At 57.2% G+C, this 13803-nt stretch carries 12 protein-coding genes; 6 read left to right on the top strand and 6 right to left on the bottom strand.

All coding sequences use genetic code 11. The features are described 5' to 3' along the window. Positions 1-27 precede the first annotated feature (27 nt). The 4 genes from ACE2AA_RS02230 (at position 28) to ACE2AA_RS02215 (ending at position 3952) form a co-directional block, all read left to right on the top strand. Positions 28-792 carry a class II aldolase/adducin family protein gene (locus ACE2AA_RS02230; RefSeq protein WP_141299080.1) on the top strand — a complete coding sequence of 255 codons (765 nt, stop codon included), beginning with the start codon at positions 28-30 and terminating at the stop codon, positions 790-792. A 41-nt stretch (positions 793-833) separates the two neighbouring features. Next, positions 834-1751 carry a polysaccharide deacetylase gene (locus ACE2AA_RS02225; protein WP_395370948.1) on the top strand — a complete coding sequence of 306 codons (918 nt, stop codon included), beginning with the start codon at positions 834-836 and terminating at the stop codon, positions 1749-1751. A gap of 32 nt (positions 1752-1783) precedes the next feature. After that, complete coding sequence (locus ACE2AA_RS02220) at positions 1784-2578, top strand: transporter substrate-binding domain-containing protein (RefSeq protein WP_395370946.1); 795 nt, start codon at positions 1784-1786, stop codon at positions 2576-2578. A gap of 105 nt (positions 2579-2683) precedes the next feature. After that, positions 2684-3952, top strand: coding sequence for a M20 family metallo-hydrolase (locus ACE2AA_RS02215; protein WP_395370944.1), 1269 nt, complete (start codon positions 2684-2686; stop codon positions 3950-3952). Positions 3953-4070: 118 nt separating this feature from the next. On the opposite strand, the gene ACE2AA_RS02210 is transcribed toward ACE2AA_RS02215, so the two are convergent. Next, on the bottom strand, positions 4071-4919 hold the full coding sequence (locus ACE2AA_RS02210; protein ID WP_395370942.1) for a phytanoyl-CoA dioxygenase family protein: 849 nt from the start codon (positions 4917-4919) through the stop codon (positions 4071-4073). Between the two features lie 188 nt (positions 4920-5107). Further along, positions 5108-5359, bottom strand: a complete 252-nt coding sequence (locus tag ACE2AA_RS02205) for a hypothetical protein (protein WP_395370941.1) — start codon at positions 5357-5359, stop codon at positions 5108-5110. A gap of 510 nt (positions 5360-5869) precedes the next feature. Between ACE2AA_RS02205 and ACE2AA_RS02200 the strand changes: the two genes are divergently transcribed. Together ACE2AA_RS02200 and ACE2AA_RS02195 are read left to right on the top strand one after the other, a co-directional pair. Further along, positions 5870-6655, top strand: coding sequence for a sulfite exporter TauE/SafE family protein (locus ACE2AA_RS02200; RefSeq protein ID WP_141259615.1), 786 nt, complete (start codon positions 5870-5872; stop codon positions 6653-6655). 93 nt (positions 6656-6748) lie between these two features. Next, entirely contained in the window at positions 6749-8749 is a 2001-nt protein-coding gene (locus ACE2AA_RS02195; protein WP_395370939.1) for a M1 family metallopeptidase, read from the top strand. Positions 8750-9271: 522 nt separating this feature from the next. Here ACE2AA_RS02195 and ACE2AA_RS02190 read toward each other — a convergent pair. The 4 genes from ACE2AA_RS02190 to ACE2AA_RS02175 form a co-directional block, all read right to left on the bottom strand. Next, on the bottom strand, positions 9272-9769 hold the full coding sequence (locus ACE2AA_RS02190; RefSeq protein ID WP_141259613.1) for a MucR family transcriptional regulator: 498 nt from the start codon (positions 9767-9769) through the stop codon (positions 9272-9274). A gap of 1012 nt (positions 9770-10781) precedes the next feature. Beyond that, positions 10782-11564, bottom strand: a complete 783-nt coding sequence (locus ACE2AA_RS02185) for an ABC transporter ATP-binding protein (RefSeq protein WP_395370937.1) — start codon at positions 11562-11564, stop codon at positions 10782-10784. Further along, positions 11561-12664, bottom strand: coding sequence for a FecCD family ABC transporter permease (locus tag ACE2AA_RS02180; protein ID WP_395370936.1), 1104 nt, complete (start codon positions 12662-12664; stop codon positions 11561-11563). The genes ACE2AA_RS02185 and ACE2AA_RS02180 overlap by 4 nt, the downstream gene beginning before the upstream one ends. Continuing rightward, a complete protein-coding gene (locus ACE2AA_RS02175; protein ID WP_141259611.1) occupies positions 12651-13787 on the bottom strand; it encodes an ABC transporter substrate-binding protein in 1137 nt (378 codons plus the stop codon). The genes ACE2AA_RS02180 and ACE2AA_RS02175 overlap by 14 nt, the downstream gene beginning before the upstream one ends. Between the last annotated feature and the right edge of the window lie 16 nt (positions 13788-13803).

The raw sequence follows: 13803 nt of genomic DNA, 5'->3' as shown, positions 1-13803 counted from the left end.
GAGTTCAGGATCATGACCCCGGTTGACATGTCCACCCCTGGGGCCCCGACGCCACAGGATATCGCCACTGCAACGCAGCGCCTGAGGGAGGACCTGGCGCTTGCCTATCGCCTGTTCGCCCATCTGGACATGACCGATACGGTCTATACGCACCTGTCCGTGCGTCTGCCCGGGCCGGGGCACCGCTTCCTGGTCAATCCGTATGGCTATCTGTTTGAGGAGATTACGGCCAGTTCCCTTGTCGAGGTGGATGCCCGGGGCCAGCCTGCGCAGCCTACCACCATGCCGGTCAACCCCGCAGGCTTTGTCATCCATTCGGCAGTACATGGCAGGCGGCCCGATGCCGCCTGCGTCATGCACACCCATACCCTTGCCGGGATGGCGATTGCGGCCCAGCAGGGAGGGCTGCTGCCGATCAACCAGATCAGCATGGAATTCTACAATGCGGTGGCAGTGCATGAATATGAAGGGATCGCGGAAGACCGCAACCTGAGCGAGCGGGAACGTCTTGTCCGCGACCTGGGTGATCACAAGGTCATGATCCTGAAAAATCATGGCCTGCTCAGTGTCGGGCGAACCATCGCGGAAGCATTCTACTACATGTATTACCTGGAACAGGCATGCCGTATCCAGCTTGCCGCGCAATCTGGCGGCCAACCGCTTTCCATTCCTTCGCCGCAGATGCTTGCGCATGTGCGCAGCCAGTTTTCCACGGGGGCGGACAAGGGCGAGATGCTGTGGAACGCCCTGCGCCGCAAGATGCAGAGAGAACAGCCGGATTATATGACCTGACCCCCACACCGTGGTGAAGCCTGCTGGCGGAGAAAAACCTTATGTCGCTTCAGTTGATCAACAAGCCGCCCCCGTGGCCGGGCGGCGCACGCTGCGCGGTGTGCATGTGCTTTGATTTTGACGCCGAAAGCCTGCTGCACCTGTTTTACGGGGCGGATGCGGGCCGCCATGTCAGCGCCGCGTCCGAACTGCGTTTTGGCGCAACGGTTGGGGTGCCGCGCATTGTCAATATCTGGAAGCATTTCGGCATCCGGCAGACAATGTATGTGCCGGGCTGGTGTGTGGAAGAATACCCGCATGCCATATCCCTGCTGGTCGAAAACGGGCATGAGATCGGCCATCATGGCTGGCTGCATGAACGCGTCAACCAGCATTCCCCTGTTGACGAGCGCCGGATCCTTGAAAAGGGCATGCGCGCGATCGAGAAAGCAACAGGCCGGGCGCCTGCGGGCTACCGCAATCCATCGGGCGCGTTTTCCGAATACACGCTCGACCTTCTTGTTGAACATGGCTTCAGCTACGATGCGTCACTGTATGGGGATGATGTGCCATACATGCTGAAGGGCAAGGCGGGTTCACTGATCGAACTGCCTTCCACCCATGCGCTGGATGACTGGCCACAATATGTACACACCAGGGCCTTCAGGATGGCCCAGACAATCCGCGCGCCTGCAGAAGCCATGGCCGTATTCCGTGCAGAATTCGATGCGGCCTGGCAGTATGGCGGCCTGTGGTCGGCAATATGGCACCCGTTTGTATCGGGCCGGCTGTCGCGCGCGGCGGAAATTGTAAAACTGCTGGATTACATGCACGAAAAAGGCGACGTCTGGTTTGCGCCGATGGAAGATATCGCAGCCCATATCTCCACGCTGGTGGCCAGCGGCACATGGATACCGCATGAAGAGCAGATCCCGCGCTGGATCGGGGGCGTCCCCCCCCTTTCCATTCCCGTGCGCTAGAGAAAGGGGCTGGCATGAACAGGACATGGATCATGACCATTCTCCCGGCGATCATGATCGCGTATGTTCTGTTCATCCATTATTACAGAAACGGTCCGGTAGCCATTACGGGGGAAAACCCGATTGTCGTGGCCGTCAACACGGGAAATCCGCCAATGGAATTCCGTGACCCGGAAACAACGCAGCTGCAGGGATTCGATATTGATCTGGCCGCCGCGATTGGCCGGGTTTCGGCGCGACCGGTCACATGGGTTGACAGTACTTTTGAACAACTGATCCCGACCCTGCTGTCGGGGCGGGCCGACATGATCATCAGCGGCTTTTACGACATTCCCGCCCGGCACGTCCTGTTTGACTTCATTCCCTATCTTACCACCGGATCACAGTTTTATACTTCTGCCGAACATGATGACATCCATACGCTGACCGACCTGTGTGGCAGGACCGTCACGACCATTCAGGGCACCAGTTTTGCCGAACAGGCTGCACGCTGGAGCGCCAGAAACTGTGAAGCCCATGGAAAACCCGCCATAAAGGTCATGTGGGATTCAGATCTTGGCCAGCAGTTGAGCAACCTGCGTGAAGGACGTTCAAGCGCGGCCCTGCATGGGCAGGAAGTTGTCGCGTTTATTGTCGGACTGAGAGGCGGCGGCCATTTCCGTCCCATTGCCGCCCCCATCAACCAGACGAATATTGTAGCGGCCTTCAGGAAGGGGGACGTACAGAACGAAACCCTGTTTTCAGAAGCGCTGGCCCGAATACGCCAAAGTAATGATTTCATGAATCTTGCTGAAAAATGGAATCTTTCCAATAGTATAAAGCAATAACACGAAAAACCGGAACATATGACGACATGTCAGGAACGGGTGTTCCATAACCAGACACACCCGGTCCCGCAGCATCCGGAAATATAGATAACAACAGGAAAATACATGAATCAGGACATGATGCCCACGGGCGTAAACCTTGGTATTGATGGCCCATCGCTGCTGGCTGACATTGCCGAAACCGCAGCCTTTGGCGGCACGGCAAAAGGTGGCATCTGCCGTCTGGCCCTTGGCGCGGAAGACCGCCAGGTCCGCGACTGGCTGGGGACGCAGGCGGCTGCACTGGGCGGCGTGCTTACGGTTGATTCCATGGGCAACCAGTTCATCCACCTGCCTGGTTCCGATCCCGCCCTGCCCCCGCTTGTCATGGGCAGCCACCTTGATACGCAGCCGACCGGCGGAAAATATGATGGCATTTATGGTGTGCTGGCCGGCCTGTCGGCCCTGCGCGCGCTGCAGCGCAGCGGCTACCGGATGCGGCACCCGGTCGAACTGGTCAACTGGACGAACGAGGAAGGATCACGTTTCGCGCCCGCCATGATGTCATCCGGCGTATTTACCGGTGCCTTCACCCAGGCACAGGCTTACGGAACGCAGGATGCACGGGGAACAACCTTCGGACAGGCACTGGAAGAAATCGGCTACAGGGGCGCGGAACCCTGTGGCCAGCACCCAGTCCGGGCCTATTTTGAACTGCATATCGAACAGGGTCCTATCCTTAAAAAGGAAGGCATAACCATTGGCGCGGTCACCGGCGTGCAGGCCATGCGCTGGTTTGACCTGCGGTTGAGTGGTCAGGAAGCGCATGCCGGCACGACACCACGCGCCATGCGTCGCGATGCGCTGCTTGCCGCAGCCCATGTCATGATCATGATCGACGAAATCGCGCAGTCTTATGGTGCGGACACACGGGCGACCGTGGGTGTCATACAGGTGCAGCCCGGCAGTACCAATGTGGTGCCGGGCGAAGTCCAGATGTCGCTGGACCTGCGCCACCCCGATGATGACGTGATTGCCGCCGTGGAAGAGCGCATACGCACAGAAGCCGCACGGCAGGCGGAACAGCAGGGCGTTACGTTGTCAATGAAACGGATCTGGGATTCCCCGGCCGTGCATTTTGATCCCGACTGCGTGGAAATGGTGCGCAGGGCCGCCAGCCTGACGGGACAGAGCTACCGTGACATCGTATCGGGCGCGGGCCATGACGCCGCCCATATGGGGCATATCTGTCCCACTGCCATGATCTTTATCCCCTGCCGCGATGGGCTGAGCCATAATGAAGCGGAACATGCGGAAGCAGGCGACATCGTGGCCGGGGCCAATGTGCTGCTGCACGCCATCATGGCGGCCGATGCACATTTTGACCCTGCATAAATCAGGTAACCGACCATATTGCTGTAACAGTCCCCCATAAGGATGGCTGTTACAGCAACCTTATGCTTTCCCGCTGCCGGATGCCCGGCAATCAGACCCTGCCGCCATCAGAACCTGTTCAGACCGTCTCGGACGACGGGCAGGAAACCGGCAGGATCCGGGGGAAAGTGGGACAGGCAAGCGACTGACCGGGCATGAGATTGTCCCCCCTGACCGGTGGGGCGATATCGCTTTTGATTTCAACATAATGGGCATCATCACCGGCCCAGCAGGTCGAAAGCACACGCCGTGACCGGCTGGGGGCCGGATTACCGGGGGCGGCATGCAGCGTCCTGCAATGGAACACCAGACAGTCCCCCGGTTCCATCGCCCAACGCAGGATATCGTAATCCCCTGGCGTGGCGTCGATATCGGGCAGCGGGGGACGTCCATCCCGGTCGCCGCGAAATTTGCTGGTGGGGTCAAAGGGCACGGCCTCGAACAACTGGCCCCAGCGGTGCGAACCCTTCACGAATTCAAGCGATGTTTCAAGCGGCACCGTATCAAATGGCATCCAGATCGTAAGCGCCTGCGTCCCTCCCACACACCAGTAAGACTGGTCCTGGTGCCAGGGTGTACGTTTGGACGTACCGGCTTCCTTTATCAGCAGGAAGTCATGATAGAAGGTGACAGTACGGGAATGCATAAGACTGCCAGACACGGCAGCAAGCGGCCCCGTGCGCATGAATTCCTCAAAGACCGGGACACGCTGCCAGACCAGAACATCACCGAAAAACAGCCCTGCCTCACCAGAGTTTTCAAACCGGAAATGGTTAGGCCCTGCCACCCGTATCGCCGCGGGCAGGGCATCTGTCAGTCTTGCAATCCATTGTGGTGAGATCACCTGCCGCAGGCAGACGACGCCATCACGATCAAAATCCTGTCGGGTGGACGCGTTTACATATTCGGACTGGATCATACCTGTCATCACCCTCTCCAAGTATTGCGCATCCCGCCATGGGCATATGCTTCTGCCTGTCATTCCGATATCATAATATAACACCTGGGTAATGGATTCATGTTTGCGATATCCGCAAGTACACTTTTGGTTTAATCAAACCGTTTTCCCAGTCAGCCCTGCACCAGACAGACCGTGCGGGGACAGCGAAGTCGCATTCAGTCCGCAACAGGCCCTTCGTCCTCCTCATCAGGTTCCAGCGGTTCGACCAGCCCGTCCTTGTCAGGATCGATCGGTTCGTCCTCATCATGGTCCGGGCAACGTTTTTCCGGCGGGTCCAGTGGTTCTTTCTCATCGGGTTCACCGTGACCGGGATCCTGTCCGGGTTCATGGACTGGCGATGGCGGAACCGGGGACGGCCGGGTCGGCATGGCATTCCATGCATTTTCCGTTACCTGTCTGCTGAACATGGCACCTCTCCGTAAATGGTTCCCCCTGCAACGGGTGCCATGAAAACAGGTTGCCGCACTGCCGGGGATATTTTCGGAATACGGGACAGGCCGCGTGGGCCAGCAAATGACCTGACCTCCCGACCATGCCATTTGCCTGCCCGTTCACGATCCCGCGTTACGGTGCCAATGATGGCAGGCAATTGCCGCAGCGTGGCGTGGATAAGGCCGGGACAGATCCACACCGGGTTCTCCGACACGCTTACCGCACGTCGTCCAGCCTGTCGGAAAACGGGGATTTCCGTATTTTTACGGGTTATATGCAAAAATATGGCGCCTCGATATCACCAAAGAAGCTTGTGCTTATTGAAAATTACACATAAACAATCGTATCCACCATCGGTAATTCACTTAGTTTTTTGGTATAATTTGAACGTAAAACGGGCGGGAACGCATAGACAGGCGCCCTTACCCCCATACAGGACAGCATGCACTGCCTGCCCCGCAACCATCGAACCATGAAGCCCCACCATGCACCTGCCTGAATCGATCAACCTGCTTTATGTGCTGTCTGGCCTTGGGGTCGGCTTTCTTGTCGGCATGACCGGCGTAGGGGGCGGGTCGCTCATGACCCCGCTGCTCATATTGCTGTTCAAGGTGCATCCGCAATCAGCCGTGGGTACTGACCTGCTGTATGCAGCCCTGACCAAGACGGTGGGCACACTGGTACATGGCCGCAGCCAGTCGGTGGAATGGCGTGTGGTGGGACGACTGGCGCTGGGCAGCATACCGGCTACCGTGCTGACGATCGCAGCCCTCCACTGGGCGGGCAGCCCTTCGGCGCAGGTGACACATGTGATTTCCGTGGCCCTGGGCATAGCACTGCTGATTACCGCCCCCAGCGTGCTGTTCCGCCACCGGCTGCAGATACTGTCGCGGCAGAAGGCCGGAAGCGTTTCCTCCGCCATGACTGGCCATCTCACCACGCTGCTGGGCGCGGTGCTGGGGGTCATGGTCACGTTGTCTTCCGTCGGCGCAGGGGCCATTGGCATGGCAGCGCTGATCTTTCTCTATCCCTCGCTGGAAATCCGTCGGCTGGTCGGCTCCGACATCGCCCATGCCGTGCCGCTCACGGCCATTGCGGGCATGGGGCACTGGTGGATCGGGGATATTGATGTCCCGCTGCTGACCTCGCTGCTGTGCGGGTCCGTGCCGGGCATCATACTGGGCAGCCTGTGCATCGGGCTTGTTCCCGACCGGGTGCAGCGGATCATACTGGCGGCGATTCTTGTCACCGTCGGGCTGAAGGTCATCTGACGACACACGCCCCGCACGGGTACCAGCCAGCACCTTGCGCTCCCGGCGCCATCCGTTACCCTACCGCAACCATGACAGGCGGAAGGCAGGGAAATGGCATACGGAAAGCTGATGGTCATCCTGACCTGTGCAGGCTGCTGCGCGATAGACGGGGCGCAGGCAGTTCCAGTTCCAACCGCGATGGACATGCGACGGGTCTTTACCCCCCAGCCCCTGCCGGACCCGCCCAACCGCTACAATTCGGGTTCTGGCCTACCGGGACCGGATTACTGGCAGAACCGGGCAGATTACGTCATCCATGCCCATATCGACACGCCGACCCACGCCCTGTCTGGCGAAGAAACGCTGATCTATACCAACAACAGCCCCGACAGCCTTGATACGCTATGGCTGCAACTTGACCAGAACATCTATCGTCCCCATTCCCGCGCAGGCTTCGCCAACCCCGAACGCCACCCCAATACGACCGACGGCATGGAGATCGATTCAGTTGCCATCGTGCATCATGGGCATGAAACCCCGCTTCGGCCACGCATATCCGATACCCGTATGCAGCTTGCACTGCCCGGCGCGCCGTTGTCCCATGGGCAGAAGGTCCAGATCCGCATCCGCTGGCATTACATCATTCCCGGTCCATGGGGCGGCCGAACAGCGGTGACCCCCGCCAGAGATGGCGAAATATATGAAATCGCGCAGTGGTACCCCCGCATGTGCGTTTATGACAGCCATCGCGGCTGGGACACGCTGCCCTATCTGGGGCAGGAGTTCTATCTTGAATACGGCAATTTTGATTATAGCGTCACGGTGCCGTGGAATTTCACGGTTGTCGGTTCAGGCGCGCTGCTCAATCCGGCGCAGGTCCTGACCCGCACCGAACGTGCCCGTCTGGCGCAGGCAGCCCGCAGCGACCGGACCGTAATGATCCGTACAGAACACGACGTAACGGACCCCACAAGCCACGTGGCCCGCATGGGGGAAAAGACGTGGCGTTTTTACATGGAAAATACGCGTGATGTTTCCTTCGCCGCATCTCCCGCCTTTTTATGGGATGCGGCGCGCATCGACCTGCCGCCGGTACGTCCCGCCCCCGGCATGAAGCCTGTGCCCCGTCTGGCCATGTCGGTTTACCCGCGTGAAGGCATTGGCCCGCAGGCATGGGACCGGTCCACCGAATATGTCAGACATGCCATCGAATATTTTTCCCGCCAGTGGTTTTCCTACCCATGGCCCAATGCCATCAATGTGGGTGGCCACGGGGCGGGCATGGAGTATCCCGGCATTGTCTTTGACGGCTGGGAAGACCGGAACGATACGCTGTTCTGGATCACCACGCATGAACTGGGCCATGGCTGGTTTCCCATGATCGTGGGTAGTAATGAACGGCGTGATGCTTTTATGGATGAAGGGTTCAATACCTTTATTGACGCCTATGCATCGCAACATTTCAACCATGGGGAATATGCCCCCAAGCGTGACGCCGAATTCGCGCCCCTGACCGGCAGACCCGCCGATGACATCATCCCGGTGCTGAAAGATCCGCAGGCGCCTACCCTTATGACACCAGCGGAACTGGTACCGGAAAAATACCGTCATCCGGTCACGTATTTCAAAAGTGCCTATGGGCTTGTGCTGCTGCGTGAACAGATACTGGGGCCGGAGCGCTTCGATACCGCCTTCCGCCGTTATATTCAGGCATGGGCATACCATCACCCCACCCCATCGGATTTTTTCCGGTTGATGGAAAGTGAAGCGGGTGAAGATCTGGGATGGTTCTGGCGTGGCTGGTATTTTGAAAATGACTGGCCGGATTATGCCCTGTCACGCCTGTCCTATATCAATAATGACGCCCGTCAGGGCACGCAGGTCAGCATAAAGGCCAAAGGCAGGCTTATGCTGCCCGTAACGCTAAGGCTGGCCTATAGTGATGGCACGCATGCGGATCAGGTTATCCCGCCGGAAAGCTGGCACCTGGCGGACAATATTACTGTTGCCTTCCCTGGTGGCCCGACAGTCGACAGAGCCATTCTTGATCCCGAACATGTCCTGCCCGACCCGGACCGCAGCGATAACATACGCCTTATGAAATCAAGGTAACTTACGCATGGGACATGCATCACGGCACAGCATTATGCTGCCTTGGCAGACTGTTTAAAAAAGCTTTTCATAAATAAAATTTCATGAATGCTGTTTTTTAAAGGCGGCATTTACGGGAAGTTTTCTGAAAAAGCGTTATCATGAAGTTGTTCATGAGCTGCTGGCTGTTCAAGCAGTTTCCTGACAGGTCCGTCCCGACTGCGTCATGGGCCTGCAACAGCAACATTACACCATAAAAAGGTATATGTGACATATCATATCATTACAAATATATATGCTAATACAGCAATCATCCCATCCCTGCCCTACAGATGATATTCATCCAGAAGGGTCACATGCTGCATAAGGGGAAATGGCCTGACCGCATGGATAAGGCAACCGTTCCACATGACCATAACCGGCAGGGAATGCAATATTTCATCTGTCATTACATATGAGGGGTATTTTTCCTTCGCTACAAATGCAAACACCCAGCCTGTGAATAGGCTGGGTGTTTGCGATTATATAACGTATCCGTGATGCTTATGCATCGGTGCCCTTCTTGCGGCGCGCACGGGTCGTCTTACGCGCGGGCTTCGCCGGGGCTTCCGCCGCAACTTCGGGTTCCGGCTCAACCACAACTTTACGACCCAGGCCAATCTTCTGTGCAAGGGACGAACGATGCGCGGCGTAATTGGGCGCTGTCATCGGATAGTTGGCAGGCAGACCCCATTTTTCACGATACTGCTCCGGGGTCATGCCATATGCCGTCTGCAGATGACGCTTGAGCATCTTCAGCTTCTTGCCGTCTTCCAGGCAGATTACATAATCAGGAAATACTGATTTCTTGATCGGCACGGCCGGCTGCAGCGGGGCAGGTTCAACCACCTTTTCGGCGCCAAGCCCCTTCAGCGCGGTATAAACCGTTTCGATCAGGGTGGGGATCTGCTCAATGCCAACGGTATTATGATTGGTATGCGCAGCCACGATCTCTGTCGTCATGGATACCAGTTCGGTATGCGGGAGATCTTTATTATCCAATGTCTGAATCTTTCCTCTGTAGATTGCCGTCCGGGGACATATCTGCCCTATCAGTAATAATCATGCGTCTATTATGCAACCACAATAAAGCCTTTTGATGCGTATTTTTTATATCACCCCCATTACAGAGACATACGCCGCAATGCCTGCATAGGTCACATATCCGCATGCCTTCTGCGTTCCAACAGACATGATGGCGCAATAATAGCCCTGTCCATTATCGCATCCATGGATCATATGCAATTTTTTGTTTGAAAATTTGAAAAAACATCATCTCAAATTCTTAATTTACTGATTTTCGTTAATGAATTTTCACTATTTTATAAACACGTCATATAAAATACACGACCTGTTCATTGATCATATTTACCAAAAAAAACAGACACCAAACAAAATCAAATTTTACAAACAAAAAATAAACAGACCAGACCGAAGCCACAAAGTTAAGTCATTTAATTTCATTTTTATTTAGATATGAATTCTATACCAAAATTTTTTATATAAGTTTATGATATTATTTTTTCATACGGCTGATTACATGCTTATGATCAAAAAAAACGATATGCCAACAAAATATGATTTTTTGTCATTACATATTGCAGCAAATACATATGTTCATATTTTCCATGACATACGCCATGTATCCATCAGTATGATCCTGCCTGCATGGCATGAATTATATGGACTGTATCCCGTGCGTACCTGCATCATAATACATGCTGTCATTCCCTTATTGCAGAACTGAGCCATCATCCTGCTGTCATTACATCCCTTCGCGCAACACGCGTCAAAGTTGTGCATATGATACCCTGCATACCTGCACGCGCTGTCCAGATCGGTACGATATGCTGACCAGTCCCCTCCCTGATTACCAGACTGTATCAGTCAGGTCATGCAGCATATATTATATTTTAACGCCAGCATGGTGATATCGCAGGAAGAAACAGAATACAGCGGAATGGCATCATCCCGGCCTGCTTTTTTCATTCCTGTTCCATAGACAACAGGACGGTCAGCCCAGCCCATCCACCATAATATGCGGCAGTCCCCGGCTACATGTTTCCACACGGGCAACAATGTCATAGGTCTGACGCAATGTATCCGGCGTAATGACATCATGCGGGGAACCAGCCGCGATAATCTTACCGTCCCGCAGGATCACATCGTAATCCATCATGCGCACGGCAATATTCAGGTCATGCAGCACCATGACCGTCACGATGTTGCGCCGTTCCGTCTCGCGCCGCAGCACGTCCATCACGGCAAACTGATGATGCAGGTCGAGCGCGCTGAGCGGCTCATCAAGCAACAGGGCATCAGGATGCCGCCCCAAAGCCTGCGCCAGCCCCACAAGCTGACGCTGTCCGCCCGATAGTTCATCCATATACCGCATGGCCAGGTCGGCGATGCCGAATATGTCCAGCATACGCAGCGCCGCGTCGATTTCATCCCCACCCGTGATCCCGGGCAATGCGCCAGTGGCGTTCTGGGCAGCCAGCAGCGATTCCAGCACCTGCAGATGCACCGTGGCCGGCAGGGTCTGGGGCAGATACAGGCAGCGTCGCGTCCGCTGTGCCAGCGACATGCGCGAAAGCACGTCCGACCCCAGCATGACCTGACCCGTCGCCTCCCCAAGTCCCGCCAGGGCGCGCAGCAGGGTGGACTTGCCACTGCCATTGGGACCAAGCAGGGCGGATACCTTTCCTGTGGGGAACGGACCTACCGTCAGGTCATCCAGAACGGTGCGCTGACCATACCTTACGGTTACGTGTTCCGCGAACAGGCCGTTCATCATGAAAGCCCCTGCCTGCGCAGGACAATGGCAAGGAAGAACGGAATACCAACCAGCGCCGTCACGATCCCGGTCGGGATCACCACGCCAGGCATGATATTGCGCGCGGCTACCGAAGACAGCGACATGACCAGCGCACCAACAAACATGCTACCAGGCAGGTAGAAACGATGATCCTCCCCCAGCAGGCGGCGGGCGATGTGGGGTGCCACCAGCCCGACAAACCCGATCGTCCCCACGAAGGACACCGCCAGCGCCGACAGGATGCTGACCCGCAGCAACGCGCCCCGCCGCACGCGCGGCACATCCACCCCAAGACTGGCGGCGCGTTCCTCCCCCATACGCAGCACGGTCAGTTTCCAGGCCGCACGAAAGGAAAGCGGCGCCACCACCACGCAGGCCGCCGCCAGCAGTCCCAGCTTGGGCCATGTTGCCCGCGTCAGGCTGCCCATGGTCCAGAACACCAGATCCTGCAGCGCGTCCTCATTGGCAACAAACTGCAGCAGGGACACCAGGGCATGGAACGCGAACACCAGAGCGATGCCAAACAGCACAACAGTACCGGTCCCCGCATTGCGCCTGCGTGACACCATGTCCAGCAGCAGAACGGAACCAATGGCGAAGACAAAGGCATCGGCCGACACCACCCATGCATCCGGCACGCCGGGCAGACGCCATTGCAGGATAATGGCCAGTGACGCGCCAAATGCCGCCGCGGCCGAAACCCCCAGCGTAAACGGACTAGCCAGCGGATTGGCCAGCACGGTCTGCATTTCCGCGCCCGCCAGCCCGAGTGCTGCCCCCACGCATACGGCCATGAGCGCGTATGGCAGGCGGATCTGCCAGACAATGACACTCTGCCCGGCAGAAACATCATGCGGATGCAGCAAGGTGCGGATCAGCGCGTCCACCGACAGGCCGGACGGCCCAAGGCAGAAATCCAGCACGACCGATGCTACGATACATAAGGCAATGACCGCCAGAATCCCCGCACGCCGCCGCAGCAGCATGCGATAGGAACCGCGCACCTGCCGGGCATAAGCCGACAGGTCGGGGGAAATGGCGTGGGAAGCGGTTACGGGTGCATCATTATGGACGCGCATTGATCCAGAAGGTCCCTTCCTGCCTGACCGGGAGAAAGCGGTCATAAAGTTCCTTCTGCGTCGCATCGGGGTCCAGATCGGCGAACAGGTCGGGATGGAACCATTTCGCCATGACCTCGACCGCAAGGATATTGTATGGCGAGTCATAGAAGGAATGCCAGATCCCGTAATCATGCCCGGTCGTGACCGCGCGCAGGCTGGAAATGCCCGACCGCTCCGTCACGCGCAGCAGGGAAGCACGTGCGACATCGGGCGTGACCTCAGCCCCCATGCGCAGGCCCGGCCCGCTGGCCTTCGGCCCCTTGGTGCCGTCGGCTATATATATGTCCGGGTCAGCGGAAATGACCTTTTCCAGGTCAATGTCCCCGATATATCCCGGCAGCAGGGGGGCTGCGATGTTCTGGCCACCGGCCGCCGTAATGAACGCCCCCATATTACCCTTGCCCGCCGTATGGCAGCAGCTTTCGCGCATGGCGGCCAGCATTTCGATAAAGACCCGTGGCCGCTGCGCTTCCGGCAGCGACGCCACCCGGTCGGTCACATGCCTCAGATGCGACTGGTAAAAGGACAGGTATTCCGCGGCTTCGCGTTCACGATGCAGCACCCGGCCCAGTATCTGCATGGATGTGACAGTGTCATGCAGCGGATCGGCACGGAAATCGACAAAGACAACCGGTACGTGCGCGCTTTCCAGTTGCGAAACCAGTTCGCTCGCCGCCCCCGGCCCATGGCCGGACACTGTCAGGATCGCAAGGTCGGGGTGCAGGTCCAGCACGCGTTCGGGACTGACCGTATCTGCCGTGGTCTTGCCGATCAGCGCCACATTGGCCGCCTGCGGAAAGGTTGCGACGTATTGATCGTAACTCTGGGTATCCGCACCACGGAATTCACCCTGCCAGCCTACGATCCGGTCAAACAGATGCTGTTTTTCCAGTGGAGCAAGGGCATAAATCAGCCGCCCTTCCCCCAGAATGATGCGATGGACACTGGCCGGAACATCCACCTTGCGGCCGGCAAGGTCGGTCACGGTTTCAGCCCGTGCCGCAGGTTGCCCCGCAGCCAGGCCCATGACCGTCACCACCCCGCATGCCAGCAGACGCCAGTTATCCAGTATCCGTCCCATCACCTTACTCCGGCCT

The organism is Komagataeibacter diospyri, from assembly GCF_043995075.1.
Taxonomy (GTDB): domain Bacteria; phylum Pseudomonadota; class Alphaproteobacteria; order Acetobacterales; family Acetobacteraceae; genus Komagataeibacter; species Komagataeibacter diospyri.
Note: the sequence above shows the minus strand (reverse complement) of the source record. Positions and strands in the feature narration are given on the sequence as shown.

Coding starts and splice junctions, on each gene's coding strand:
- ACE2AA_RS02175 (WP_141259611.1), bottom strand. CDS start 13,787: ATGGGACGGATACTGGATAACTGGCGTCTGCTGGCATGCGGGGTGGTG.
- ACE2AA_RS02200 (WP_141259615.1), top strand. CDS start 5,870: ATGCACCTGCCTGAATCGATCAACCTGCTTTATGTGCTGTCTGGCCTT.
- ACE2AA_RS02195 (WP_395370939.1), top strand. CDS start 6,749: ATGGCATACGGAAAGCTGATGGTCATCCTGACCTGTGCAGGCTGCTGC.
- ACE2AA_RS02220 (WP_395370946.1), top strand. CDS start 1,784: ATGACCATTCTCCCGGCGATCATGATCGCGTATGTTCTGTTCATCCAT.
- ACE2AA_RS02210 (WP_395370942.1), bottom strand. CDS start 4,919: ATGACAGGTATGATCCAGTCCGAATATGTAAACGCGTCCACCCGACAG.
- ACE2AA_RS02230 (WP_141299080.1), top strand. CDS start 28: ATGTCCACCCCTGGGGCCCCGACGCCACAGGATATCGCCACTGCAACG.
- ACE2AA_RS02180 (WP_395370936.1), bottom strand. CDS start 12,664: ATGCGCGTCCATAATGATGCACCCGTAACCGCTTCCCACGCCATTTCC.
- ACE2AA_RS02215 (WP_395370944.1), top strand. CDS start 2,684: ATGAATCAGGACATGATGCCCACGGGCGTAAACCTTGGTATTGATGGC.
- ACE2AA_RS02185 (WP_395370937.1), bottom strand. CDS start 11,564: ATGATGAACGGCCTGTTCGCGGAACACGTAACCGTAAGGTATGGTCAG.
- ACE2AA_RS02205 (WP_395370941.1), bottom strand. CDS start 5,359: ATGTTCAGCAGACAGGTAACGGAAAATGCATGGAATGCCATGCCGACC.
- ACE2AA_RS02225 (WP_395370948.1), top strand. CDS start 834: ATGTCGCTTCAGTTGATCAACAAGCCGCCCCCGTGGCCGGGCGGCGCA.